This window comes from Kineococcus rhizosphaerae (genome assembly GCF_003002055.1).
GTDB classification, from domain to species: domain Bacteria; phylum Actinomycetota; class Actinomycetes; order Actinomycetales; family Kineococcaceae; genus Kineococcus; species Kineococcus rhizosphaerae.
This window is the reverse complement of record NZ_PVZF01000003.1, coordinates 153,195-178,757: the sequence shown is the minus strand read 5'-3', so window position 1 is coordinate 178,757 and position 25,563 is coordinate 153,195. Positions and strand designations below refer to the sequence as shown.

Here is a 25,563-nt window from a genome sequence, read left to right as displayed (position 1 = left end):
GGTCCGCTCAGCGCAGCAGCGGCGGGTGCAGGGTCGTGGCCGGTCCCCGGCGGAACAGGGCCGCGGGCCGCCCCCCGTCGCGCGTGGTCGTGGCGCCCGTCGGGTCGAGGAAACCCGCCGCTCCCGTCACCTTGCGGTGGAAGTTGCGCGGGTCCAGCCCGGTGCCCCACACCGCCTCGTAGACCTTCCGGAGTTCGGCGACGGTGAACTCCGGTGGGCAGAAGGCCGTCGCGAGCGGGCTGTACTCCAGCTTGGACCGGGCCCGCTCGACGCCGTCGGCCAGCAGATGGTCGTGGTCGAAGGCGAGGCCCTGCGCCTCGGCGACGGGGAACCAGCGGGCGTCGGCGGCGTCGGTCCCGGCGCGGGGGACGGGCAGGTCGGGGGCCAGGGCCAGGTAGCAGACCGTCACGACGCGCTGGCGGGGGTCGCGACCCGGGGCGCCGTAGCTGGCGAGCTGCTCGAGGTGGACCAGCCCGCGGGGCAGGCCGGTCTCCTCGGCCAGTTCGCGCTCGGCGGCCGCCGGCAGGTCCTCGTCGGGGCGCACGAAACCGCCGGGCAGGGCCCAGCGCCCGAGGAAGGGTTCCTCGCCGCGTTCGACGAGGAGCACCGAGAGCGTGTCGGCGCGGACGGTCAGGACGACGAGGTCGACGGTCACGGCCAGGGCGGGGTGGCTCACCCGGTCAGCGTAGTGACTTGTCGTCATTCTGACGAAAGTACGTTATCGTCATCTCGACGACAAGAACTCCCGAGGAGGACCCGATGGCCGACATCACCCGCTACCCCTTCACCCGCCACCTGCGCAGCACCCCCACCACCCACGTCATCCACCACCGCTGCGGCAAGCTCGCCCACTCCGGCACCGGCCAGGCGTTCTGGTTCCGGCCCCTGTCGGCGACCCTGTCCGAGCTGCCCGTCGACGACCGCGAGCTCCCGCTCGTCCTGCACGCCCGCACCGCCGACTTCGTCGACGTCACCGTCCAGGCCACCGTCACCTTCCGCATCGAGGACCCCGACCTCGCCGCCACCCGCGTCGACTTCTCCCTCGACCCCGCCACCGGCCGCTGGCGCTCGGCCCCCCTGCAGCAGATCGCGGGCCTGCTCACCGAGACCGCCCAGCAGCACGTCCTCGACGTCGTCGCCGGCCTGCCGCTGCTGCAGGTCCTCACCGACGGCGTCCGCCTCACCCGCGAGCGCATCACCGCCGGCCTGCTCGCCGACAGCCGCCTCGCCCAGACCGGGCTCGCCCTCGTCGACGCCCGCGTCGTCGCCGTCCGCCCCGACCCCGACGTCGAGAAGGCCCTCGGCACCCCCACCCGCGAGCAGCTGCAGACCGAGGCCGACGGGGCCACCGCCCAGCGCCGGGCCCTGGCCGTCGAACGCGAGCGCGCCATCAGCGAGAACGAGCTGCAGAGCAAGATCGAGCTCGCCCGCCGCGAGGAGCAGCTCGTCGCCCAGAAGGGCGCCAACCAGCGCCGCGCCGTCGAGGACAGCGCCGCCGCGGACGCCATCCGCACCACCGCCGAGGCCGAACGCGAAGAACGCCTCGCCCGGGCCCACGCCGCCGCCCGCCGCCTGCAGGGCGAGGCCGACGCCGCCGCCGAGGCCGCCCGCATGGCCGCCATCGCCGGCACCCCGCCCGAGGTCCTGCTCACCCTGGCCCTGAAGGAGTTCGCCGGTCAGCTCCCGAACGTCGGCACCCTCGTCCTGACCCCCGACGTCGTCACCGGCGCCCTCACGAAGCTGGTGGCGGGAGGGCAGGCGTGAGCCTCGCGCCGCGCGCCGTCCTCGTGCACCGGCGCACCCAGTACGCCGAGGCCGTCGCCCGGCACGGCACCCCCGGCGCCGCCGACTTCTTCCTGCGCCAGCGCGGCGGCTCCCTCGACGACCTGGCCGCCGCCGACGACCAGCAGCGGGCGGCGCTCGCGACCGTCGCCGCCGCCGTCCCCGCCGACTGGCGCACCGGCACCGTCGAACGCGCCGAGCTGTCCCGCTTCCTCTTCGCCCCCGAGGACGTCGTCGTGGTCGTCGGGCAGGACGGGCTGGTCGCCAACGTCGCCAAGTACCTGGCGGGCCAGACCGTCGTCGGCATCGACCCCGCGCCCGGCCGCAACGCCGGGGTCCTCGTCCCGCACCGCGCCTCGCAGGCCCGGGACCTGCTGCACCGCAGCCTGTCCGAAGGGGTGTGCGAGCAGCGCACCATGGTCTGCGCGACCACGGACGACGGGCAGGAGCTGCACGCCCTCAACGAGGTCTTCGTCGGCCACCGCAGCCACCAGACGTCGCGCTACGTCCTGCGCTGCGGTGAGCGCCGCGAGGAGCAGGCCTCCAGCGGCCTCGTCGTCGGGACCGGGACGGGAGCCACGGGGTGGCTCGCCTCGCTGGCCCGGGCGCGCGGAGGGGCCGCCCTGCCCGGTGCGACGGACCCGGCGCTGGCCTGGTTCGTCCGGGAGGCCTGGCCCTCGCCGACCACCGGCGCCGACCTCGTCGCGGGCACCCTGGCGCAGGAGTCGCTGACGGTCGACGTCCTGTCCGACGACCTGGTCGTCTTCGGCGACGGGGTCGAGGAGGACCGGCTCACCGTCAGCCGCGGGCAGCACCTGCACGTGCGGGTCAGCCCGCGCCACCTCGCCCTGCTGCGCCGATGAGGGTGGGCTCCGTGCCCCAGCACCCCCCGCGCGGCGGCACACTGGGGCTCGTGACCCTGATCGACGACAACCGCGCGACGACCGCTGCCGCTGACGGTGGGGCCCCGGCCGCGGACCTGGTGGACGCCCTCAACGCCGTGCTCGGCACCGACCCCGCCTCCGGGGTCGTCGACGCCTCCAGCCGCCGGCGCGCCGAGTACACGACCGACGCGTCGAACTACCGCGTCGTCCCGCAGGTCGTCGTCTTCCCCCGCTCGGTCGAGGACGTCGAGTCCGTCTGGTCGGTGTGCCGGCAGCTCGGGGTGCCCTTCACCTCCCGCGGCGCGGGCACGTCGGTGGCGGGCAACGCCATCGGCTCCGGCGTCGTGCTCGACTTCTCCCGGCACCTGAACCGCGTCCTGGAGGTCGACGCCGACTCCATGACCGCGCTCATCGAGCCCGGGGTGATCCTCGACGACCTGCAGCGCCAGGCCGCCCCGCACGGGCTGCGGTTCGGGCCCGACCCCTCCACCCACGCCCGCTGCACCGTCGGCGGGATGATCGGCAACGACGCCTGCGGCTCGCACGCCCTGGCCTACGGCCGCACCTCGCACAACGTCGTCGCCCTGGAGGTCCTGGACGGCCACGGCCGCCGGTACTGGACCGACGCCCCGCCCGCGGACCTCCTGACCGAGCTGCAGGGCATCGCCTCGGCGCACCTGGGGCTGATCCGCACCACGTTCGGCACGTTCGGCCGGCAGGTCTCCGGCTACGCCCTCGAACACCTGCTGCCCGAGACCGGTGGCCCCACCGGCACGGCGCTGGCGCGGCTGCTGACCGGTTCGGAGGGCACCCTCGCCACGATCCTGCGCGCCCGCGTGCGGCTCGTGCGGCAGTCGCCCTCGACCACCTTCGTGGTCCTGGGCTACCCCTCGATGCACGAGGCCGCCGACGCGACCCCGGCCCTGCTGGAGCACGCCCCGCTCGCCGTCGAGGGCATCGACCGCCGGCTGGCCGACGTCGTCGTGCGCCGGGGCGGGTCCGTCGACGGCCTGCCCGGTGGGGACGGGTGGCTGTTCGTCGAGATGGGCGGGGAGAGCCCCGAGGAGTCCCTCGCCGCCGCGCGGGCGATGGTCGCCGACTCCCGGGCGCTGGACTCGGTGGTCATCCCGACGGCCGCCGAGGCGCGGACGCTGTGGCGCATTCGCGAGGACGGCGCCGGGCTGGCCGGCCGGTCCCCGGAGGGGCTGCCCGCGTGGCCGGGCTGGGAGGACGCCGCGGTGCCCCCCGCCAGGCTGGGGGAGTACCTGCGCGAGTTCGACGCGCTCATGGCCTCCCACGGGGTGGACGGCCTGGCGTACGGGCACTTCGGCGACGGGTGCATCCACGTCCGCATCGACTTCCCCCTCTACAAGGACGGCGGCGGCGCGCTCGCCAAGGCGTTCCTGGAGGACGCCGCCCGGCTCGTCGCCCGCCACGGCGGGTCGCTGTCCGGCGAGCACGGCGACGGCCGCGCCCGCGGCGGGCTGCTGCCCCTCATGTACGACGCCGAGGCCATCGCGGCGTTCGAGGAGGTCAAGCGCGCGTTCGACCCCGCCGACCTGCTGAACCCCGGCGTCATCGTGCGCCCCGCCGACGTCGCCGCCGACCTGCGCGTGCCCGCCGCCCGTCCCGCGCACGCCCTGGGCATGCCGCTCAAGTTCGCCTACTCGCGCGACGAGGGCGACCTGACCCGCGCCGTCCACCGCTGCGTCGGCGTCGGCAAGTGCCGCGCCGACTCCGGCGGCGTCATGTGCCCCTCGTACCTGGCGACCGGCGACGAGAAGGACTCCACCCGCGGCCGCGCCCGGCTCCTGCAGGAGATGGCCAACGGCACCCTCGTCACCGACGGGTGGCGCTCGCAGGAGGTCAAGGACGTCCTGGACCTGTGCCTGTCCTGCAAGGGGTGCTCGGCGGACTGCCCCGCCGGGGTCGACATGCCGACGTACAAGGCGGAGTTCCTCGACAAGTTCTACGCGGGCCGGGTGCGCCCGATGAACCACTACCTGCTGGGCTGGCTGCCGCGCTGGTCGAAGCTGGCGACGGCCGCCCCGGCGCTGACGAAGCTGGTGAACACGCTGACGTCGGTCCCGGCGCTGGCGTGGACGGCGAAGGCCGTCGGCGGGGTGGCCCAGGAGCGGCCGCTGCCGGAGTTCGCGGTCGAGACGTTCCGCGACTGGTTCGCCCGACGTGCGGTGCGCGACGACGGTCAGCCCGTCCTGTTGTGGGTCGACTCGTTCACCGAGCACTTCTCGCCCGAGGTGGGGCGCGCGGCCGTGAAGCTGCTGGAGCACCTCGGGTTCTCGGTGCGCCTGACCGAGAAGCAGGTCTGCTGCGGCCTGACGTGGGTCTCCACCGGCCAGCTGGACGGGGCCAAGCGCCAGCTACGGACGTCGCTGGACGCGCTGGGGACCTCGAACGTCCCCGTCGTCGGGCTCGAACCGTCGTGCACGGCGCTGCTGCGCGAGGACGCCGCCGAACTGCTGCCCGACGACCCGCGCGCCCACGCGCTGGAGCACCGGGTCAAGACGCTGGCCGAGCTCATCGCCGAGCAGCGCCCGGACTGGATCCCGCCGCAGCTCGACCCCGACGGGCCGGTCAAGGCCGTCGTCCAGCCGCACTGCCACCAGCACGCCGTCATGGGGTTCTCCCCCGACGAGCGCCTGCTGGCCAAGGCCGGTGTGGACGCGCAGGTCCTGAAGGGCTGCTGCGGTCTGGCGGGCAACTTCGGGGCCGAGGCGGGGCACTACGACGTCTCGGTGAAGGTCGCCGAGCACGACCTGCTGCCGGCGCTGCGCGAGCGCGGCGACGCGCTCGTCGTCGCCGACGGGTACTCGTGCCGGACGCAGTCGGACAACCTCACCGGCGTCCGGCCCAAGCACCTCGCCGAACTGCTCGCCGAGGCCCTGCCCGAGGACTGAGCCCGACCGCTGAGTTCCGTGGAGTCGAGAGGTCGAAGCGTCATGAGCCGAGTCGTGTGCCACCAGTCCACCTCCCTCGACGGGTTCTCCGCCGGGCCCGAGCAGACCCTGGACACCCCGATGGGGACCGGGGACGTGCGGCGCCTGCACCAGTGGATGTTCCGCGCCGACGAGCCCGGCCACGAGGCCGACGCCGCGTGGCGCGCGGGCCTGCTGGGGCCGATCGGTGCGGTCGTCATGGGACGCAACATGTTCGGCCCCGTCCGGGGTGCGTGGCCGGACGAGTCGTGGCGGGGCTGGTGGGGTGAGGAACCGCCGTACCACGCGCCGGTGTTCGTCCTCACCCACCACGAGCGCGCGCCGCTGGAGACGACGGGGACGACCTTCCACTTCGTCACCGAGGGTTTCGACGCCGCGTTCGCCCGTGCGCGCGAAGCCGCCGGCGACGGTGACGTCCGCATCGCCGGCGGTGCCTCCACCGTCCGGCAGGCCCTGGAGCGGGACCTGGTCGACGACCTGTTCCTGGACGTCTCCCCGTTCCTGCTCGGCGCGGGCGAGCGCCTGTTCGACGGCCTGACCGGGTTCACCCTCACTCCCGTCGAGGTCGTCCACTCCCCGCTCGCCACCCACGTCCACTACTCCCGCTGACCCCCCCGCCCCGCCCCCACCACGCTGAAGGCACACCTTCCGCCCTCCCGACTGACATTCCCGGGCGGAAGGTGTGCCTTCAGCGTCGGAGGGGTCGCAGTGCGAGGCGCTGACGGGCGATCGCCCGGTTGACCGCGTCGACGATCTCCTGCCCGTCGCGCAGCATCCGCGACGTCACGTGCACCACCTCCCAGCCGGCGTCCCGCAGACGTCGCAGTCGAAGGCGGTCCTCCGACAGCTGTTCCCGCAGCGCGTGCCACTCGCCGTCGTACTCGATCGCGACCTGGAGATCGACGAGAGCGAGGTCGAGACGGGCGACGAATCGTCCGCCCTGGTCGAACACCCTCCACCGGGGTTCCACGGGGAGCCCCGCCTTCTGCAGCACCACGCGCAGCTTGGACTCCGGACGGGAGTCCGCACGCGGGTCGCACAGGGCAGCGGCCTCGCGCGCCTGGACCACGTGCGGGTCGTGCACGTCCTCGAGCCACTGGCGGAACCGCGTGAGGTCGACGAGCCCCGCGCGGACCACGGCGTCGAGATCGGCCACCGCGTCCAGGAGCCCGACGCGAGTCGTCAGGTCGAACGCCATGCGTTCGGGTCCGGGGAGGGGAACGCCGTCGCGCACGCTCGCGACGGCCACGTGCTTGGCCCGCCGGATGCTCACACCCCGAGGGGTCGTCCAGCGATCCCCGTGCCGACACAGGACCTGGACGTCGTCCTCCCAGCGCGTGAGCTCGACACCGAGGAGAGTCGCCTGTGAACGACCCGTCACCACGGCGCCCTCCGGCAGGACGAGAGCGGCCGCCTTGCACCGCAGTCGGTGGGTCACCGGAACGCCGGGCACGGTGTAGACGCCTCGCAGCACGCGCTTGACCGCACTCCCGCGGAGTTCCCTGGCGGTGAAGACGCCGTCCTTCACGGCGTCGCGCCCGAGGAAGACCTCCGGCAGCAGGATCGAGGGATCACGTCGTCGCATCCCCGCACCCTGCGATCCTCACGACGCGTTCTCACCGCGACGATCGGCGTCTTGTGGACGACACGCCGTTCCCGCCCTCCTGTGGACACCGCGGCGCCATCTCCGCCGAAGGCACACCTCGCGCCCCAGGATCAGACGTCGCGGGGGCTCAAGATGTGCCTTCGGCCGGAGACGAGGCACGTGGAGGGCGGAAGGTGTGCCTTCGGCGGGAAGGGGGGTGGCGGGTCGGGAGTCAGGTGCGGCGGACGGCCAGGTCGACGAGGACGTGGGTGTCCCGGCGGTCGCGGCCGGCGAGGAACCTCTTCGGTGGGCGGTGGACGTCCCGCAGGTCGGCGGAGCCGGGGACGGGGCGGCGGTCGTCGGACGGGCCGGACAGGGCCCAGTTCACGACGCGGACGCGGACGGGGAAACCCGTCGTGGGCACCGCCCCCGGGACGGGGTCCAGGGTGCCGTGCCGGACGCCCGTCCCCAGTTCGGCGGGTACCGGGCGGGACCGCAGGAACCACGTCACGTCGTCCCCGACGCACGGGCGGTGGCGGTGGTGGAACTCCTTGACGTGCAACAGCACGGGCAGGACGACGAACAGGCGCAGACTGACCGGGGTCAGCGCGGTGTGGTGGTGCAAGAGAAGATCCGCGCACTCGACAGACCGGGAGACGAAGCCCCCGGGCGCGGATTCACCGTGGGCGAGACCGTACACGGTGCCCCCGGACTCCGCCAGCGCCCGACCGCCCGACCGCCGGACCCCGGGGCCGAAGGTGTGCCTCGGACCCGGGATCGGGCGGCAGGAGGGCGCGAGGTGTGCCTCGCGCGGAGAGGGGGCGCGGGGGAGGGCGGGGTCAGGCGGCGATCGAGGTCAGGAACCGGAGTGGCCCGCGCCCGCGGCCCACTCCCGGACGGCGGCGACGTCGGCGCGCAACTGGGTCACGAGTTCCTCCGACCCGGTGGACCGGCGCTGCGGACGCAACCGGGTGATCAGGTGCACGATCACCCGGCGGCCGTACAGGTCACCGCTGAAGTCGAGCAGGTTCGCCTCGAGCAGGCGTTCCCCGGTGCGGTCGTAGTAGGTCGGCCGGTGCCCGACCGAGACGGCGGCGACGTGGGTCGTCGCACGCCCGGTGCCCGGGTCGACCTCGACGAGACCGGCCCAGACCCCGTCGCGCAGGTCCTGCCCGTGGACGCCGAGGTTCGCGGTCGGGAAACCGAGCAGCCGGCCGCGCTCGTCCCCGTGTTCCACGACGCCCTCGATCCGCTGCGCGGCAGCGGCGCCGGTCGGCGGCGTCACCGCCCGTCCCCCGTGAACGCCGGGACGACCTGCTCGATGAACAGCGCCAGGGAGTCCCGCTTCTCCTCGTGCGACATGCCGTTGTCGATCCAGAAGCTGAACTCGTCCACGCCGAGCTGCTCGTAGTACCGGATGCGCTCGACGACCTCCTCGGGTGTGCCGATCATCGCGGTCTTGTGCAGCGAGTCGACCTCGAACTCCGGACGGTCGGCGAACTTCTCCTCCGGGCTCGGGGCGAGGAAACCCTTCTCGGGTGTGGTCCGGTTCCCGAACCACGCGTCGAAGGTGCGGTAGTACCGGGCGACGGCCTCGGCGGCGGGCCGCCAGGCGTCGGGCCGGTCGGTGGGGTGGACGTGGGTGTGCCGCAGCACCATCAGCTGCGGACGGTCCCGCTCCGGGTGGTTCGCCACGGCGGTGTCGAACTTGCGGGCCAGGTCCTCGACCTCCTCGTCCCCCTTCATGAGCGGGGTCACCATGACGTTGCAGCCGGAGGCGACGGCGAAGTCGTGCGAGTCGGGGTCCCGGGCGGCGATCCACACCGGCGGGCCGGGCTTCTGGACGGGGGAGGGCACGCTGGTCGACGTCGGGAACTGCCAGATCTCCCCGTCGTGGGCGTAGTCGCCCTCCCACAGCTTCCGGACGGCGGGCACGAGCTCGCGCAGGTGCTTGCCGCCGTCGCGCGCCGACAGGCCATCGGCCATCCGGTCGAACTCGAACTGGTAGGCCCCCCGGGCCAGCCCGACCTCCATGCGGCCGCCGCTGATGACGTCGAGCAGGGCGCACTCGCCCGCGGCGCGGATCGGGTTCCAGAAGGGGGCGATGATCGTCCCCGCGCCCAGCCGGATCCGCGACGTGCGGGCGGCGAGGTAGGCCAGTTGCGGCATCGGGCTGGGGGAGACGGTGTACTCCATCGCGTGGTGCTCACCGATCCAGACGGTGCTAAAACCCCCTTCCTCGGCCATGAGCGCCAGCTCGGTCAGGTTCTCGAAGAGCTGCTGGTGGGAGACCTCCTCGTCCCAGCGTTCCATGTGCACGAACAGCGAGAACTTCACGTCGTCTACTCCTCATCGCGTCGATGACTGTGGTGCTGAACGGCTCAGCTGCGCATGGTGAACGGGTCGGCGAGCGGCTCGGTGCTGGTGTTGATCCACACGCTCTTCAGGCGCGTGTACTCGCGGATCGTCTCTTGGCCGTGCTCGACCCCGACGCCGCTGCTGCCGAAACCCTGGCGGGGGGACATGGGCGACATCGCCCGGTAGGTGTTGACCCAGACGGTGCCGGCGTCCAGCCGGTTCGCCATCCGGTGCGCGCGGGACAGGTCCGAGGTCCACACCCCGGCCGCGAGCCCGTACTCGGTGTCGTTGGCGAGGGCGACGACCTCGTCCTCGGTGTCGAACGGCATGACGGCGGCGACGGGCCCGAAGATCTCCTCGCGGACGACGCGCATCGAGTTGTCGACGTCGACGAGGACGGTGGGTTCGTAGAAGTAGCCGCCGAGGCCGCCGTCGGTCTGCCGGCCGCCCGTCAGGACGCGCGCACCCTCGGAGACCCCGAGCTGCACGTAGCCGTCGACCTTGACGCGCTGGTCGGCGAAGGCGAGGGGACCCAGCTCGGTGGCGTCGTCCAGCGGGTCGCCGATGCGGATGGTGCGGGCGCGGTCGGTGACGCGTTCGAGCAGCTCGTCGTAGACGGAACGGTGGGCGAAGACGCGGCTGCCGGCGATGCAGGTCTGGCCGGCGGCGGCGAAGATCCCCGCGACGACCCCCATCGCGGCGTTGGCGACGTCCGCGTCCGCGAAGACGATGTTCGGGGACTTGCCGCCCAGTTCCAGCGTCGAGCCGATGAACCGGGAGGCGGTGGCCGCCGCGATCCGGGCGCCGGTCGCGGTGCTGCCGGTGAAGGAGATCTTCGCCAGGCCCGGGTGGTCGACGAGAGCCTGTCCGGCCTCGGCGCCGTAGCCGGTGACGACGTTGACGGTGCCGGGCGGGAACCCGGCCTCGACGGCCAGCTGCGCCAGCCGCAGGATCGTGGCCGAGGTGTGCTCGGACGGTTTGACGACGACGGTGTTCCCCGCGCACAGGGCCGGGGCCAGCTTGCTGGTCGTCAGGGTCAGCGGGGAGTTCCACGGGGTGATGGCCCCGACGACGCCGAGCGGTTCGCGCTGGGTGTAGTTCAGGACGCGCCGGTCCGACGTGGGGATGACGTCGCCCTGGATCTTGTCGGCCAGGCCCGCGTAGTAGTGGAAGTACTCCGGCAGCGTGGTCAGCTGCCCGCGCATCTCGCGCAGGAGCTTGCCGTTGTCCGCGGTCTCCATGCGGGCCAGTTCCTCCGCGTTCTCGGCGACGAGGTCGCCGAGGCGGCGCAGGAGGTGACCGCGCCTGGTCTGGCTGAGGTCGCGCCAGCGCGGGTCCTCGAAGGCGTCGCGGGCGGAGCGGACGGCGGCGTCCACGTCGGGGGCGGTCCCGCGCGCCACCTGGTAGTTCACCGCGAGCGTGGCCGGGTTGGTGCTCTCGAGGTAGTCCCCGCCGGCGGGGGCGCTCGTCGTGCCGCCGATGTGGTGGTCGAGCTGCTGCACGTCGCTCATGCGTCGATCTCCTCCCAGAAGGTCGTGAGGCGGGTGGTCAGGTCCTGCGGTCGCTGCGCCGGCCACATGTGCCGGGCGCCGGGGACCACGTGCGCCACGCACCCCGGGATCGCCCGCGCGAGGCGGCGGGTCATCTCCGGTGTCGACCCGGGGTCGAGGTCGCCGGTCACGGCGAGGGCGGGGACGGTGATGCGGTCCAGCTCGGGACCGATCTCGGCGTCGGCGGTGGCGAAGACCCGGTAGCAGCGCAGGTAGGACGCGGTGTCGTTGGCGAGCAGGGTCTTCTCCGTGCGGCGCACCAGGTCGGGGTCGACGTCGTCGTCGGCCGGGTACCAGCGCTGCAGCGACGCGGCCACGCCGGCGGGGAAGTCCCGCCCGGCCGTGGCCAGCCGGTCCAGGACCGCGGCGCGCTCGGCCGGGGTGCGCCGGCAGACCGAGCTCACCGAGGTGAGCGTCGCCACCAGGTCGGGCCGGAACCGGGCGAGGTGCTGGGCGATCAACGCCCCGAGCGAGAACCCGACGACGTGGGAGCCGGCGGGGACCAGCGGGGCGACCTGCCCGGCCAGGTCGGCGAGGCTCGTCCCCTCGGCGACCGGCGGGTTCGCCCCGTGGCCGGGCAGGTCGGGGGTGAGGACCTCGAACCCGTCGCGGCGCAGGAGGTCCGCCGCCGGCTGCCACATGGTGCGGTCCAGGCCCACCCCGTGCAGGAGGACGACGCTGTCGTGGCTGGTCACCGGTGCCGGCTCACTGCTCGGAGGACAGGGGGGCCAGGCGCTGCTGGGGCCGGCCGCGGGTCGCGGCGGCGAGGGCGACGACGATCTCGCCCGCGTGCGGGGCGTCGGGGACCTGCACCTCGACGCTCTGGTGGTGCGAGCGGATCGTGGCGTCGGTGACGTGCTTGAGGGGGATGTCGAACGTGGTCCCGGCCCGGCCCCGCTTCTCGACGGCGGGCAGCAGCGTCGTGGCCTGGGCGGCCTTGCGGAAGTGGTCGCCGAACTTCAGCGTGTGGATGAGGGCCGAGGCGTGCTCGACCTCCCCGTCGAGCCCGACGATGCCCGCCTTGCCGTAGGCCTCGGCGGTGCCGCCGAGCGCCTCCAGCACGCGGGGGGCGAGCAGGGCACCCAGCTCGGAGGCGTTCGCCTCGATGCCGGGGGCGAGGTCCTCGACGAACCCCGCACCGGCCCAGGGGTTCTCGATGACGGCGGCGACGACGGCGACGCGCGCGACGGGGTCGACCTCGCGGCCGCCCTCCAGGCGGGTCTCCTCCACCACGGTGACGAGCTTGCGCACGTTCATGCCTTGTCCTCCAGGATCGCGGGGGTGACGTTCGGGTCGGTGGTGCGGTCGCCGATGCGGGCGTGCGGGCGCGGTCCGGTGGAGGCGGCGGCCACGACGACGATCTCGTCGGGGCGGGGTGCGTCCGCGACCCGCGTCGTGACCGTCTGGTAGTGGCTGCGCGTCGAGGCCCGGGTCTTGTGCCACAGCGGCACGACGAGGGTCTCGCCGGCCTCGCCGCGGGTGTCGGCGAAGCAGATGATCGACTCGCCCTCGAGGAAGGCGCGGACGAGGTTGCCGAAGTAGGGCGTGTGGATGAGCGCGGCGCCGTGCTCGATCTCCCCGGCGGTGCCGACGACGGCGGCCTTGCCGAACGCCTCGACGTTCCCGACGCCGCCGAGGGCGTCGACGAGGGCGTCGGTCAGCAGCTTCGCCAGGGACGGGGCGATGGCGGCGACCGTCTCGTCGAGGTCCGTGGTGGCCGGGGTGCCCACCCAGGGGTTCGCGATGACGGCGGCCGCGGAGGCCCGTTCGGCGGGGACCGCGGGGGCCGCGCCGGCCTCGGAGAGCACCGTCTCGCGGTAGACGACGAGCTTGCGGACCTCGACGCCGGCGGGGGCGCGGTCGTCCGCGGTGGCCCGCAGCGAGGGCGTGGTCGGCCGGGGGAGCGTGTCCACCGCGGTAGTGCGTGCGACCTCTTGCATGCCACAGACGCTAGGTGTTGCTCCACGTCCGGTCAAGGAATTGGCGGGATGCTTCTCGATCTGATGCGAAAAACTCTGCGATGCAGGGCTTGACGCACGAGAACCCCGCCGTCCGGGTCGGACGGCGGGGTTCTCGGGACACGATGAACCGACTCTGTGGCATGCCACAAAGGAACGTTGGGATCAGCGCGGCGTCAGGGTGCGGAACCCGGACGAGTGCCAGACGAGGGGTTCGGCGTCGGGAGCGGCGGCCAGGGCGTGCACCTGCAGGAGCACGACGTCGTGGTCGCCGGCGGGGAACTGCGAGTGCACCGAGCACTCCAGCCAGACCGGGGCGCCGTGCACGAACTTCGCCCCCGCTCCGGTGGTGGTCGTCTCGATCCCGGCGAAGCGGTCGGCGGCCCGGGAGGCGAGCTGGCGCGCCGTCAGGTCGTGCGCCTCGCCGAGGACGGAGACCCCCAGCCGCAGCCCGGCGTCGGCGGCCGCCCTCAGTCGCGGCCAGCTCGTGGAGGTGTGCTGGACGGCGAACAGGACCAGTGGCGGGTCCAGGGAGATCCCCACCTGGAAGGAGGAGGCGACCAGGACGACCGGTTCCGGCCCGTCGGCGCCGGGGACCTCGGCGCAGATCGCGGCGACGCCCAAGGGGTACAGGGCGAAGGTGGTGCGCAGGGCGGCGGGGTCGTCCTCGAAGGCCTGCAGGGTGAGCGGCTCGGTCACGGAAGCTCCTGGGGGTCGGTTCTCGGGTGTCGACGGCCCCGGTGTCGTGGCGCCGTCGCCGTGGGTGGGTGCGCGGACCCGGTGGTGCGGGCGCGGGTCAGTCCGCGGAGAGGGTCTCCCGTTCGCTGGAGCGCACGTGGTCGCGCATCGCGAACTCGGCCCCGAAGCCGTCCTTGTCCCGGATCCGGGTCAGGACGCGTTCGTGCTCCCCCAGGGAGGCGCCGAGGCGGCCCGGGCGGTTGAGGGAGCGGGCGACCAGCCGGTGGTAGGCGAGCTGGTTCATGAGGGTGCGGTAGTGGTTCTTCAGCTGGGTGTTGTCCGCCCCGTCGATGATCGTGGAGTGGAACGCGTGCACGAGGTCGGCGTACCCGTCGTGGTCGTCGGCGGCCACGGCCAGGCGCGAGCGCTCGATGTTCTCCTCGAGCTCGTCGAGGGCGGGCACCCGGCCGCGGGCGGCCAGCAGGCGCGCCCCCATGCCCTCCAGGACCTCCTTGAGCTCGAAGAGCTCGATGACCTCGCGCCGGCTGGGGGCGCGCACGAAGGTGCCCACGCGGGGCCGGACCTCGATGAGGCCCTCGATCTGCAGCTGCTTGAGCGCCTCCCGGACCGGGGTGCGGCTGACGCCGTGCTGCTCGGCGAGGGCGATCTCGGACAACGGTGACCCGGGCTGGTGGTCACCGCTGATGATCGCGGTCCGCAGGGCGTCCAGGACTCGCGCCTGCGCTCCGGTGAGCGCCGCGGCCTCCATCGGCTGTGGCATGCAAGAGACGGTAGGAGGACCTGTCGCTCTCGTCAACCGTTCCGGGCCCGTGTGCGCCTGCTGCAGGAGAAGAGCGGAGGAACCGGCAGTTCCCGGGCCCGCAGCTCGCGGTGACCTGAGGGCCTTGACTCCGTCGGTGTTGCATGCCACCGTCCTGTGTCACCGGTGAGCGCACCTCGCCCCGGCACCTCGATCCCCGCACCGCTGCGCCCCTCGCGGTCGAGGGCCGCCCCACCCGTCGCCCCGCGCCGAGCAGGAGGGACACACCTCGTGAACGACCAGCCCGCAGGTTCCACCGGCCCCGCCCACCCCCAGGACCGGGGGTACCGCGACCGCGTCGCGGTCGTCGAGCCGTACGGCGTCGACCACATCCCCGACGCCGAACGCCACGGCAGGGCCTCGTCGCAGTTCTCCATCTGGTTCGCCGCCGGCATGAACTTCCCGATCATGGTCCTCGGGTTCTCGGCCGTGAGCTTCGGGCTCTCGCTGACGTCGTCGGTGACCGCGATCCTCGTCGGCTCGTTCCTGGGGTCGGTCGTCATGGGCGTCCTGGCCCGGATGGGGGCCAAGCTCGGCGTCCCGCAGCAGATCCAGGCCCGTGGTCCGCTCGGGTTCTTCGGCAACTTCGTCCCGGTCGCCTACATCAACGTCTTCGCCGGGATCGGCTGGGCGGCCGTCACGATCATCCTGGGCGGGCAGGCCCTGCACCACCTGGTGCCGTTCGTGCCGTACTGGCTCGCGTCCGGGGCCCTCGTGGCGCTGCAACTGGTCGTCGCCGTCTACGGCTACAACATGATCCACTTCCTCCAGCGGATCCTCGCCGTGGTGCTGTTCGTCGGGTTCGCGATGATCACCGTCGTCTCGGTCGTGCGCGGTGTGCACGGCGGTTTCGGGCAGAACCCGGCCGCGCCGTACTGGTCGGGCCCGACCGGGGGGTGGATCACCTTCGCCGGGTACTTCCTCAGCTTCCTCATCGCCTGGTGGCCGTTCGCGTCGGACTACTCCCGGTACCTGCCGGACGACGAGCGGACGAGTCGCGCCACGGGGGGCTGGACGTGGGCCGGGAACTTCATCACCCTCAGCTGGCTGGGCATCGCGGGAGCCCTGCTGGGCAGTTCGGCGGTCTCCGGGGAGGACGCCATCGGCGCGCTGACCCGCATCACCGGCCCGTTCGCCACCCCGGCGCTGCTGGTGGTCCTGCTCTCGTCCTTCTCGCAGAACTTCCTCAACGTCTACGGCGGGGCCATCTCGATCCAGACGCTGCGCATCCCCGTCAGCCGCAAGACCGCCGTCATCGCGATCTGCGCGCTGGCCTACGCCGTGAGCCTGTGGGCCGACGCGGGGTTCGAGGCGAAGTTCAAGAACTTCCTCTTCGTCGGCGCCTACCTCATCGCCCCGTTCGGCGCGATCCTGCTGCTCGACTACACCGTGGGTGGGCGCCGCGACCGCAACCGCATCGGGGAGCTGTACGACGAGCGTCGCGTCCTGGAGTGGGGTTTCGTGGCCTGGCTGCTGGGGGCCGCCGCCTCGGCGCCCTTCTGGAACCTGTCCTTCTACGTCGGGCCGGTCGCGGCGGCGCACCCGCAGTGGGGTGACCTGTCCTACGTCGTCGGGTTCCTGGTCGGCGGGGCGGCGTGGCTGCTGCTGCACCGGCTCCCGCCGCTGTGGCACCGCAGCGGGCCCGTCCGCGGGGACCGGGCCGCGGAAGCCGCCTCCCCGGTGCCCTCGGCGAGCGAGGCCTGAGTGCCGCTGGAGTTCCAGCCCCTGGGGGCGCCGCTGTTCTCCGGTGACGTCGCCTGGGCCGACCTCGCGGCAGTCGTCGGGCAGCCCGTCACGGTCGTGCTCACGACGTTCGCCGCCGGGGCCGGGACGGCCTGGCACCACCACGACCACCCCCAGGTGCTCGTGGTCGGCGAGGGACGCGGTGTCCTGGAGTTCCGGGACGGAGCGCTGCACGAGCTCGCTGCCGGCGCCGTCCGCGTCGTCCCGCCCGGGGCCGTCCACCGGCACGCCGCCGCCCCGGACGCGGCCATGACCCACGTGTCGGTGTCCGCCCGGCAGGACACCGCGCTCGACTGACCGCCGACCCGGACCCCCTCCGCCCGCGCGGAGGGGGTTCCGTCGTTCCGGGGGTGTCGGTCACCTGCCGGTGACGCTCGCGAAACACGGACGAAACACCGAAGGTGTCTACTGGTAGTAGATATTGGACGCTACCGTGAGACGCCCTTGGAGGCTCCCGTGACCGCCCCAGTCGAGACCCCCCCGATCGAGACCGCCCCCGTCGCGACCACCACCCCGCCGCCGGCGCCGGACAGCACCCAGTCCCTGGCCAGCCTCGCCCGCGCCGACGGCGTGAAGTACCTGCTCGCGACCTTCACCACGCTCACCGGCAAACCCTGCTCCAAGCTCGTCCCCGTCTCGGCGGCCGACGAGCTCGAGGCCGAGGGGTGCGGGTTCGCCGGGTACGCCGCCGGCGGGCTCGGCCAGGTCCCCGCCGACCCGGACGTCGTGGCCGTCCCGGACAAGAGCTCCTACGCGCCGCTGCCCTTCGTGCGTCCCGGTCTGGCCATGGTCCACTGCGACCCGCACGTGAACGGCGTCCCGTACGCCTTCGCCCCGCGGGTCCTGCTGCGCCGCCAGCTCGCCGCGGCCGCCGACCTGGGCATGACCCTGTCCGTCGGCGCGGAGGTCGAGTACTTCCTCGTCCGGCGCGGCCCCGACGGCAGGCTCGTGACGGCCGACGCCCACGACGACGCCGACCAGCCCTGCTACGACACCCGCGGCGTGACGCGGATGTACGACCACCTCGCCGCGGTCTCGGACGCCATGGACGAACTCGGGTGGGGGCCGTACGCGAGCGACCACGAGGACGGCAACGGGCAGTTCGAGCAGAACTTCCACTACGCCGACGCGCTCACGACGTCCGACCGGGTCACGACCCTGCGCTACGTCATCCAGATGCTCGCCGAGCAGCGCGGCATGATCGCCACCTACATGCCGAAACCCTTCACCGACCGCACCGGCAGCGGCATGCACCTGCACCTGTCGCTGTGGGGTGCGGAGGGTGCGCGGTTCCCGGCGCTGGTCGACGAGCACGGGCTGGGCCTGTCCCGCACGGCCTACGGCTTCATCGCCGGTCTGCTGGAGCACGCGCCGGCCATGCAGGCCGTGATCGCCCCCACCGTGAACTCGTACAAGCGGACCGGGGCGACCTCGACCGCGTCGGGGGCGACCTGGGCGCCGCGGGCGGCCACCTACGGGGGCAACGACCGGACCCACCTGGTCCGGGTCCCGGACGCGAACCGGGTGGAACTGCGGGCCGGTGACGGCGCGGCGAGCTCGCACCTGGCCGCGGCGGTCGCCCTGGGGTCCGGCCTGGACGGCATCCGGCGCGACCTCGACCCCGGCGCTCCGGGGGCGCGGCGCCAGGACGCCCCGCTGCTGCCGCGCACCCTGCTGGACGCCGTGCACGCGCTGGAGTCCGACGAGGTCGTGACGGGGGTCCTCGACGCCGTCGACCCGGGTGCGGGGGTCTCGCGCTACTACGCCGAGCTGAAGCGCGAGGAGTTCTACGCCTGGCACTCCCGGGTCTCCGACTGGGAGGTCGACCGCTACCTCACGTCGGTGTAGCGGCTGCGCAGCCAGGGCGGGACGACTGGACACCACCAAGAAACGCAGACTACTGTGAAGAAACACCAGAACGAAGGAGGACGCTGATGTGCGGGATCGCCGGTCTTCACCTGCGGGACGCGGCGCTGCAGCCGCAGCTCGGTTCCCTGCTGCAGACGATGCTCTGCCAGGCCGCCGAACGCGGGACCGACGCCGCCGGGGTCGGCCTCTACGGGGACCCGTCGCTGAACCCCGCCGGCCGGGCCACGGTCTGCGTCATCGAGTCCCCGCTCGCCGCCGCTGAGGCGGTCGCGGGCGTCGAACGCGCACTGGGACAGCCGGTCCAGGGCCGGGCCAGCGGCCAGACCACGGTGTTCACCGCGGCCGTGGACCCCGCGCTGCTCGAGACCGCCGTCCGCACGGCGCTGCCGGGAGCCGTCGTCACCAGCCGGGGGGAGAACCTCGCCGTCCTCAAGGGCACGGGCCACCCCGACGACCTCGCCACGACGTTCCGGCTGGCCGACGCCGGCGGCTACCAGGGCGTCGCCCACACCCGCATGGCGACGGAGTCCGCCGTCACCTCCACCGGCAGCCACCCCTACTCGGTCGGCCCCGACCAGTGCATGGTCCACAACGGGTCCTTCGCCAACCACGCGACGATCCGCCGCGAGCTGATGGCCGAGGGCATCGAGTTCGACTCGCAGAACGACACCGAGGTGGGGGCGCGGTTCGTCGCCAAGCAGCTCGCCGAGGGCGCCGACGTCGAGAAGGCGCTGCGGCTGCTCTGCGAGCGGTTCGACGGTTTCTACACCCTGCTGGTCGCGACCGAGAACTCCTTCGCCGTCGTCCGCGACGCCATCGCCTGCAAACCCGCCGTCGTCGCCGAGACCGACCAGTGGGTCGCGATGGCCAGCGAGTACCGCTACCTCACCGGCCTGCCCGGTGTCGAGAACGCCCGCATCTTCGAACCCGAGCCGGAAGTGGTGTACGCATGGGAACGCTGACCGAAGACGTCGTGCAGGAGACCGTCACCGAGGTCGACCTCTCGGCCTCCTCCGTCCGGGACCTGAACGCCGCCCTGCACGCCGAACCCGAGGGTTCCACCGCGGGCTACCGGGTCGTGCACCCCGAGGGCAAGCACTCCCTCGCGGTCGGCCTGAACCGCCCCGTGACCGTCACGATCGACGGTCACGTCGGGTACTACGCCGCGGGCATGAACCAGCTCGCGACGGTCGAGATCGACGGCAACGCCGGGGTCGGCGTCGCCGAGAACATGATGTCCGGCACGGTCCTCGTCCACGGCGACGCCTCCCAGGCCGCCGGCGCCACGGCGCACGGCGGGCTGCTCGTCGTCGACGGCAACGCCGCTGCGCGCTGCGGGATCTCGATGAAGGGCGTGGACATCGTCGTCGGCGGGAACGTCGGCCACATGAGCGGGTTCATGGCCCAGGCCGGCCGCCTGGTCGTCTGCGGCGACGCCGGGGACGCCCTCGGCGACTCGATCTACGAGGCGCGCATCTACGTCAAGGGCACCGTGAAGTCCCTGGGCGCGGACTGCGTCGCCAAGGAGATGCGCCCCGAGCACCTCGACGAGCTCACCCGGCTGCTCGAGGCCGCCGGCCGCGACGACGACCCCGCCGCGTTCACCCGCTACGGCTCGGCCCGCACGCTCTACAACTTCCACGTCGACAACGCCTCGGCGTACTGAGGAGGGTTCCCATGACCGACGAGTTCGCCTCCCGGGGGCTGCGCGAATCCGCGACGTTCGACCGGACCACGATCGCCGCCATCCAGCACGCCGCCCGCACCGGCATCTACGACATCCGCGGCGGCGGTGCCAAGCGCAAGCTCCCGCACTTCGACGACCTGGTGTTCCTCGGCGCCAGCATGTCCCGCTACCCCCTGGAGGGGTACCGCGAACGCTGCGACACCGACGTGGTGCTGGGGGCGAGGAACGCGAGGTTCCCGCTGCACCTGTCGACGCCGGTGACCATCGCGGGCATGAGCTTCGGGGCGCTGTCGGGCCGGGCCAAGGAGGCCCTCGGGCGCGGGGCCAGCGAGGTCGGCACCTCGACCACCACGGGCGACGGCGGCATGACCGACGAGGAGCGCGGGCACTCCAAGCACCTCGTCTACCAGTACCTGCCCTCGCGCTACGGCATGAACCCCGACCACCTGCGCGCGGCCGACGCCATCGAGATCGTGCTCGGCCAGGGCGCCAAACCCGGCGGCGGCGGCATGCTGCTCGGCCAGAAGATCACCGAACGCGTCGCGGGCATGCGCACCCTGCCCGTGGGCGTCGACCAGCGCTCGGCGTGCCGCCACCCCGACTGGACCGGCCCGGACGACCTCGCCATCAAGATCGGCGAGATCCGGGAGATCACCGACTGGGAGAAGCCGATCTACGTCAAGGTCGGTGCCTCGCGCCCCTACTACGACGTCAAGCTCGCCGTGAAGGCCGGTGCGGACGTCGTGGTGGTCGACGGGATGCAGGGCGGGACGGCCGCCACGCAGGACGTCTTCATCGAGCACGTGGGCATCCCGACGCTCGCCGCGATCCCCGAGGCCGTCCGTGCCCTGCAGGAGATGGGCGTGCACCGCGAGGTCCAGCTCGTCGTCTCCGGCGGCATCCGCAACGGTGCCGACCTCGCCAAGTGCATGGCCCTGGGCGCCGACGCCGTCGCGATCGGCACCGCCGCGCTCATCGCCCTCGGCGACAACGACCCGGCGCTGGACGCGCAGTACCGCGAGATCGGGTCGGCCGCGGGGTTCTACGACGACTGGCAGGCGGGGCGGGACCCGGCCGGCATCACCACCCAGGACCCCGAGCTGCAGAAGAACTTCGACCCCGAGGTCGGCGGCCGCAAGCTCGCGAACTTCCTGCGGGTCATGACGATGGAAGCGCAGATCATCGCCCGCGCCTGCGGCAAGGCGCACCTGCAGCACCTCGAACCCGAGGACCTCGTGGCGCTGTCGATCGAGGCCGCCGCCATGGCCAAGCTGCCCCTCGCGGGGACCAGCTGGATCCCCGGTCAGGCACTCTGAGCGGGTGCGAACGCTCGACTACGACGACGTCCCCGACCAGCCCTGGCGCAACGGGGGAGGGACGACGCGCGAACTGCACCGCGACGAGCGCTGGCGGCTGAGCATCGCCACGATCCGCGCGGCGGGGCGGTTCTCGGCGTTCCCCGGGGTGGAGCGCACCTTCACGGTCGCCCGGGGGACGCTCGTCCTGACCGTCGCGGGGACGGCGCACCGCCTCCTCCCCGGCGACCTCCTGGAGTTCGCCGGTGAGGACGAGGTGCGCGCCGCCCCCGACGGGGAGGTCACGGCCGTCAACGTCATGACCACCCGCCCGCACCGGGCGCGGGTCCGGGTCGGGGTCCCCGGCGCGGCCGAGGCGTTCGTCGACCTGACGACGCTGCAGACGTTCTTCGCAGTGGCCCCCGGGGACGTGACCGCCCAGGGGGTCGTGGTGGAAGGGATCACATGAGTTCCACGCAGTTCCTCGTCGTCGGCGCCGGCCTGGCGGGCGCCTCGGCGGCCTGGCGGCTGGCCGCGCGGGGTTTCTCGGTCACCCTCGTCGAGCGCGACGTCCCGGCGTCGGAGCACGGCAGTTCGCACGGGTCGGCCCGCATCTTCCGGTTCCCCTACCCGCGCCGGCAGTACGTCGACCTCGTGAAGGCGTCCGTCCCGGGGTGGGAGGAACTGTCGCGGCTGCACGGTTCCGACCTCATCACCCGCTGCGGCGCGCTGGACTTCGGGGCGACCCGCGACCCGCACGGCCTCGCCGCCGTCCTCACCGAGGCGGGCGTCGACCACGAACTCGTCCCGCAGGCCGAGGCCCGCGAGCGCTGGCCGCACGTCCTCGCCGACACCGACGTCCTGTTCCACGCCGCCGGCGGGGTCCTGGACGCCGAGTCCACCGTGAACACCATGGTCGCGGCGGCCGAGGCGAACGGTGCGGAGGTCCTCACGGGCTGGCCGCTGGACCGGCTCGAGCGCGACGGCCACGGGTTCACCGCGCACAGCGCCGACGGGCGGACCGTCAGGGCCGAGCGCGTCGTCGTGAGCGCGGGCGGCTTCCTGCCGGCGCTGCTCGGGAACCTCTCGCTGCCGGACGCCTTCCTGCGCGCGTTCCCGCCGTTGCAGGTGCGCGAGGAGAACGCCTTCCACTTCCCCCACCGCGACCCCGGCGCGGACTGGCCCACGCTCATCCACAAGCGCGCCGACATCAGCGTCTACTCCCTGCCCGGTGGGCGCGACGCGCAGTTCCGCGGTCAGAAGGTCGCCGAGTACGACGCCGGCCGGGCGATCCCCTCGGCGGCGGCCCGGTCCGGGGTGGTCGACCCGGCCAACCGGGCCCGCGTCGTGGAGTACGTCAAGACCTACCTGCCCGGTCTGGAGCCCGAGCCGTACGCCGAGACGACGTGCCTGTTCACGAACACCCCGACCGAGGACTTCGTCGTCGACGGCGTCGACGGCGTCACCGTCGTGTCCCCCTGCTCGGGGCACGGCGCCAAGTTCGCGCCCCTGCTCGGGGAGCTCGCCGCCGACGCGGCGCTGGGCACGGGCACCGTGCCGGACCGGTTCCGGGTAGGTTCGGCGCGTGTCTGAGACCTCCGACCTGCTCGCCGCCATCGCCGGTACGGGCCGCGACACCGTTCGCGGCGGGTACTCCCGTCCCGTCTTCGGCCCGGCGGAACGTGAACTCGTCGAGTGGTGCGCGGGCGAGCTCGACCGCCGCGGTCTGCAGCCCGAGACCGACCGCAACGGGATCGTCTGGGCGTGGTGGAACCCGAACGGCGCGCCGCTGGAGGGGGCCGTCGTCACCGGCAGCCACCTCGACTCCGTGCCCGGCGGCGGTGCCTTCGACGGGCCCCTGGGGGTGGCGTCCGCGCTGCGCGCCCTCGACCTGCTGCGCGAGCGCGGGGTGGACCCGGCGCGGCCCCTGGGCCTGGCGGTCTTCCCCGAGGAGGAGGGTTCCCGCTTCGGCGTCGCCTGCCTCGGGTCCCGGCTGCTGACGGGTGCGATCACGCCCGAGCGCGCCCTGGCCCTGAAGGACCCCGACGGGAACACGTTCGCCGACGTGGCCCGTGCCGCGGGGTTCGACCCGGCCGGGTTCGGGCGCGACGACGAGGCGCTGGCCCGCGTCGGCGCGTTCGTCGAGCTGCACGTCGAGCAGGGCCGCGGGCTCGTCGACCTCGACGCGCCGGTGGCCGTCGCGAGTTCGATCATCGGTCACGGGCGGTGGCGGTTCAGCGTCCACGGCCAGGGCAACCACGCCGGGACCACGTTGCTGGAGGACCGGCGCGACCCGCTGCTGGCGGCCTCGCGGATCGTCGTCGCCGCGCGGGAGGTGGCCGCCGCGAACCCCGGGACGCGGGCCACGGTCGGCCGGTTGCAGCCCGTGCCCGGCGGCACGAACGTCATCGCCTCGCGCGTCGACCTGTGGCTGGACGTGCGCCACCCCGAGGACGTCGTGACGGCCGCCGTGGTCGCCGAGATCTCCCGCCGCGCGGCCGAGCTCGCCGCGGGGGAGGGCTGCACCGTCGAGGTCCGCGAGGAGTCCTTCGGCGGCACCGTCGACTTCGACCCCGCGCTCGCGCAGCGGCTGACCGCGGCGCTGGGTGGGGCCCCGGTCCTGGCGACCGGCGCCGGGCACGACGCCGGGATCCTCGCCTCCCACGTGCCGACGGCGATGCTGTTCACCCGCAACCCCACGGGGGTCTCGCACTCGCCGGAGGAATCGTGCACGGACGACGACGCCGAACTCGGGTCGGTGGCGCTGGCCGACGTGCTCGCCGACCTCCTGGCCTGAGTCAGGAGCAGGGCGTGGCGGGGAACAGCAGCGGCAGCCCGTCGCGGCTGTAGGTGTCGCACCGCAGTTCCATGACGTCCTCGTCGACGAGGAAACCGTCGACGTGCCGGGTGTTCCAGACGAACCGGGAGTTCACGACGCGCCCGTTGCACTCGAAGGCGTAGACGCCGGTCCCGTTGCGCTGCAGCGTGCTGCCCGCCACGTCGTAGTGCCCGTCCTGGCCGCAGGCGATCCCGGCGTCGGAACTGCCGCGGACCACGGAGCCCCGGACCACCAGACCCTGCCGGTCGATCGAGAAGGACCACAGGCCGACGGTGTTGTCGGCGACGGTGGAGTTCTCGACGCGCAGCCGGCCGCCGAAGCTCACGTCGCCGCCGCGTCGGCTGCCGGTGATCCAGCTGTCGCGGACCAGGACGGAGCCCTCGGGCCCCACGGAGACGCCGACGCCGTTGCGGTCGATGCGCAGGGCGCGGGCCGTCGCGGTCGCCGAGGGTGGGGAGTCCTCGTCGCCGTCGGCGGGGGCGGCCAGCACTCCCGCACCCCACCCGGTGATCGTGCCGTTGCGCACCACGACGTCGCGGGCGGCGACGACCACCCCGGCCCCACCGGCGCCGGGCCCCACGAGCCGGTGCCCGTTGAGGTTCAGCTCGACGCCGTCGGCGGCCAGCGTGAGGGCCCCGCCGTCCGGGCACACCACGTCGGAGGCCAGGCGCACGCTCTGGACCAGGGTGGAACCGCACGGGGGGGTGCTGGTGCGGGGGACGGCGGCGGCGGCCGGTCCGGAGGTCAGGACCGCCGCGACGGCGACGGGTGCGGCCAGGACCGCGGTGCGGGTGCGCATGACGATCGTCCCCCCTGCGACCTCGATGTCGTCACCGAGGGTATCGCGGGGTTCACTCTCTGGGAATGGTTCGGGTCGTCCCTCAGGTGTGGGCCGACCCGTCCCCGTACGCCGTGATCGCCAGGAACTTCGCCGGCAGCCCGACGAGTTCCTCGGGGCCGTGCGGCCCCTCGCCGTCGAACTGCAGCGCGTCCCCCGGGCGCATGGTGTAGCGCGCCTCGCCGTGGCCGTACACCATCTCCCCCTCGAGCATGTAGAGGATCTCGGTGCCCGGGTGCTGGAACAGGGGGAACACCTCGGATGCCTCGGTGAGCGTCACGAGGACGGCCTCCATGCGCTTGTGGGGCCCGCGCAACCCCCCGAGGAGCTCGTACAGGTGGCCCTGCTTGGACCCCCGCCGGATGATCTGCGCCCCGTGACCGGCCGGGACGTAGACGGCTTCGCGCTGGTCGTCGACCCCGCGGAACAGGGCCGTCACCGGGACATCCAGCCCCGCCGCCAGCCGGGCGAGGGTCGTCAGGCTGCAGGACGTCTGGGCGTTCTCGATCTTGGAGAGCATGGCCTTGGAGATGCCGACCCGCTCGGCCATCTCGGCGACCGACGCCCCCGACGCCAGCCGGTACGCCCGCACCTGCGCGGCGATGCTGCGCTCGAGGTGGCCCTCCACGGGGGCCACCGCCTCGCGCGCGATCTGCCGTGCGGGCGAACCGGTGGCGATCGGGTCCTGCGCGTCCGTGCTCATGCCGCCATGATGCCGGT

General features: G+C 73.4%; 26 protein-coding genes. 13 read left to right on the top strand and 13 right to left on the bottom strand.

What is annotated here, in order from left to right; genetic code table 11:
• Positions 1-7: 7 nt before the first annotated feature.
• Positions 8-703 (bottom strand): NUDIX hydrolase, encoded by a 696-nt coding sequence (locus CLV37_RS07975; RefSeq protein WP_170127118.1) that lies wholly within the window; start codon positions 701-703, stop codon positions 8-10.
• A 56-nt stretch (positions 704-759) separates the two neighbouring features.
• Here CLV37_RS07975 and CLV37_RS07970 point away from each other — a divergent pair, with 56 nt between their 5' ends.
• Genes CLV37_RS07970 through CLV37_RS07955 form a run of 4 tightly spaced genes read left to right on the top strand, consistent with a single transcriptional unit; the run spans position 760 to position 6,232 of the window.
• The gene (locus CLV37_RS07970) at positions 760-1,764 is read left to right on the top strand and encodes an SPFH domain-containing protein (protein WP_106208951.1); all 1,005 of its coding nucleotides are present in this window, start codon (positions 760-762) and stop codon (positions 1,762-1,764) included.
• Positions 1,761-2,645 (top strand): NAD(+)/NADH kinase, encoded by an 885-nt coding sequence (locus CLV37_RS07965; protein ID WP_106208949.1) that lies wholly within the window; start codon positions 1,761-1,763, stop codon positions 2,643-2,645. The genes CLV37_RS07970 and CLV37_RS07965 overlap by 4 nt, the downstream gene beginning before the upstream one ends.
• On the top strand, positions 2,642-5,584 hold the full coding sequence (locus CLV37_RS07960) for an FAD-binding and (Fe-S)-binding domain-containing protein (RefSeq protein ID WP_425433613.1): 2,943 nt from the start codon (positions 2,642-2,644) through the stop codon (positions 5,582-5,584). Before CLV37_RS07965 ends, CLV37_RS07960 begins: the two co-directional genes overlap by 4 nt.
• 42 nt (positions 5,585-5,626) lie before the next feature.
• Positions 5,627-6,232, top strand: coding sequence for a dihydrofolate reductase family protein (locus tag CLV37_RS07955; protein WP_106208947.1), 606 nt, complete (start codon positions 5,627-5,629; stop codon positions 6,230-6,232).
• 79 nt (positions 6,233-6,311) lie between these two features.
• On the opposite strand, the gene CLV37_RS07950 is transcribed toward CLV37_RS07955, so the two are convergent.
• The 10 genes from CLV37_RS07950 to CLV37_RS07905 all read right to left on the bottom strand — a co-directional run bounded on the left by CLV37_RS07950 (position 6,312) and on the right by CLV37_RS07905 (position 14,533).
• Entirely contained in the window at positions 6,312-7,208 is an 897-nt protein-coding gene (locus CLV37_RS07950; protein ID WP_106208945.1) for a hypothetical protein, read from the bottom strand.
• Positions 7,209-7,440: 232 nt separating this feature from the next.
• A complete protein-coding gene (locus CLV37_RS07945; protein ID WP_106208944.1) occupies positions 7,441-7,833 on the bottom strand; it encodes a hypothetical protein in 393 nt (130 codons plus the stop codon).
• A gap of 231 nt (positions 7,834-8,064) precedes the next feature.
• Entirely contained in the window at positions 8,065-8,493 is a 429-nt protein-coding gene (locus CLV37_RS27455) for a riboflavin kinase (protein WP_170127117.1), read from the bottom strand.
• Positions 8,490-9,545, bottom strand: coding sequence for an LLM class flavin-dependent oxidoreductase (locus CLV37_RS07935; protein ID WP_106208942.1), 1,056 nt, complete (start codon positions 9,543-9,545; stop codon positions 8,490-8,492). The genes CLV37_RS27455 and CLV37_RS07935 overlap by 4 nt, the downstream gene beginning before the upstream one ends.
• Before the next feature lie 44 nt (positions 9,546-9,589).
• Positions 9,590-11,077: an aldehyde dehydrogenase gene (locus tag CLV37_RS07930; protein ID WP_106208940.1), complete on the bottom strand. Its 1,488-nt coding sequence runs from the start codon at positions 11,075-11,077 to the stop codon at positions 9,590-9,592.
• Positions 11,074-11,811, bottom strand: coding sequence for an alpha/beta fold hydrolase (locus tag CLV37_RS07925; protein ID WP_211298479.1), 738 nt, complete (start codon positions 11,809-11,811; stop codon positions 11,074-11,076). Before CLV37_RS07925 ends, CLV37_RS07930 begins: the two co-directional genes overlap by 4 nt.
• A 10-nt stretch (positions 11,812-11,821) precedes the next feature.
• Positions 11,822-12,373, bottom strand: a complete 552-nt coding sequence (locus CLV37_RS07920; RefSeq protein WP_106208938.1) for an amino acid synthesis family protein — start codon at positions 12,371-12,373, stop codon at positions 11,822-11,824.
• Positions 12,370-13,056 carry an amino acid synthesis family protein gene (locus CLV37_RS07915; RefSeq protein WP_106208936.1) on the bottom strand — a complete coding sequence of 229 codons (687 nt, stop codon included), beginning with the start codon at positions 13,054-13,056 and terminating at the stop codon, positions 12,370-12,372. Before CLV37_RS07915 ends, CLV37_RS07920 begins: the two co-directional genes overlap by 4 nt.
• A 183-nt stretch (positions 13,057-13,239) precedes the next feature.
• Positions 13,240-13,773 carry a flavin reductase family protein gene (locus CLV37_RS07910; protein WP_211298478.1) on the bottom strand — a complete coding sequence of 178 codons (534 nt, stop codon included), beginning with the start codon at positions 13,771-13,773 and terminating at the stop codon, positions 13,240-13,242.
• A gap of 97 nt (positions 13,774-13,870) precedes the next feature.
• Positions 13,871-14,533 (bottom strand): GntR family transcriptional regulator, encoded by a 663-nt coding sequence (locus CLV37_RS07905; protein WP_106208934.1) that lies wholly within the window; start codon positions 14,531-14,533, stop codon positions 13,871-13,873.
• 270 nt (positions 14,534-14,803) lie between these two features.
• Between CLV37_RS07905 and CLV37_RS07900 the strand changes: the two genes are divergently transcribed.
• The 9 genes from CLV37_RS07900 (at position 14,804) to CLV37_RS07860 (ending at position 23,963) form a co-directional block, all read left to right on the top strand.
• A complete protein-coding gene (locus CLV37_RS07900) occupies positions 14,804-16,276 on the top strand; it encodes a purine-cytosine permease family protein (protein ID WP_106208932.1) in 1,473 nt (490 codons plus the stop codon).
• Positions 16,277-16,612, top strand: a complete 336-nt coding sequence (locus CLV37_RS07895) for a cupin domain-containing protein (RefSeq protein ID WP_106208930.1) — start codon at positions 16,277-16,279, stop codon at positions 16,610-16,612.
• Positions 16,613-16,771: 159 nt separating this feature from the next.
• Positions 16,772-18,163, top strand: coding sequence for a type III glutamate--ammonia ligase (gene glnT, locus CLV37_RS07890; RefSeq protein WP_245885312.1), 1,392 nt, complete (start codon positions 16,772-16,774; stop codon positions 18,161-18,163).
• Between the two features lie 86 nt (positions 18,164-18,249).
• A complete protein-coding gene (locus tag CLV37_RS07885; RefSeq protein ID WP_106208928.1) occupies positions 18,250-19,146 on the top strand; it encodes a class II glutamine amidotransferase domain-containing protein in 897 nt (298 codons plus the stop codon).
• A complete protein-coding gene (locus CLV37_RS07880) occupies positions 19,134-19,850 on the top strand; it encodes a GltB/FmdC/FwdC-like GXGXG domain-containing protein (RefSeq protein ID WP_106208926.1) in 717 nt (238 codons plus the stop codon). Before CLV37_RS07885 ends, CLV37_RS07880 begins: the two co-directional genes overlap by 13 nt.
• Before the next feature lie 11 nt (positions 19,851-19,861).
• A complete protein-coding gene (locus tag CLV37_RS07875) occupies positions 19,862-21,187 on the top strand; it encodes an FMN-binding glutamate synthase family protein (protein WP_106208924.1) in 1,326 nt (441 codons plus the stop codon).
• Positions 21,188-21,191: 4 nt separating this feature from the next.
• Complete coding sequence (locus CLV37_RS07870; RefSeq protein ID WP_106208922.1) at positions 21,192-21,635, top strand: HutD/Ves family protein; 444 nt, start codon at positions 21,192-21,194, stop codon at positions 21,633-21,635.
• The gene (locus CLV37_RS07865; RefSeq protein WP_106208920.1) at positions 21,632-22,759 is read left to right on the top strand and encodes an FAD-dependent oxidoreductase; all 1,128 of its coding nucleotides are present in this window, start codon (positions 21,632-21,634) and stop codon (positions 22,757-22,759) included. Before CLV37_RS07870 ends, CLV37_RS07865 begins: the two co-directional genes overlap by 4 nt.
• On the top strand, positions 22,752-23,963 hold the full coding sequence (locus tag CLV37_RS07860; RefSeq protein ID WP_106208918.1) for an allantoate amidohydrolase: 1,212 nt from the start codon (positions 22,752-22,754) through the stop codon (positions 23,961-23,963). Before CLV37_RS07865 ends, CLV37_RS07860 begins: the two co-directional genes overlap by 8 nt.
• A gap of 1 nt (position 23,964) precedes the next feature.
• On the opposite strand, the gene CLV37_RS07855 is transcribed toward CLV37_RS07860, so the two are convergent.
• Together CLV37_RS07855 and CLV37_RS07850 are read right to left on the bottom strand one after the other, a co-directional pair.
• Positions 23,965-24,804: a right-handed parallel beta-helix repeat-containing protein gene (locus tag CLV37_RS07855; RefSeq protein ID WP_106208916.1), complete on the bottom strand. Its 840-nt coding sequence runs from the start codon at positions 24,802-24,804 to the stop codon at positions 23,965-23,967.
• An 82-nt stretch (positions 24,805-24,886) separates the two neighbouring features.
• Positions 24,887-25,546, bottom strand: coding sequence for a helix-turn-helix domain-containing protein (locus CLV37_RS07850; protein ID WP_106208914.1), 660 nt, complete (start codon positions 25,544-25,546; stop codon positions 24,887-24,889).
• Positions 25,547-25,563: the final 17 nt, after the last annotated feature.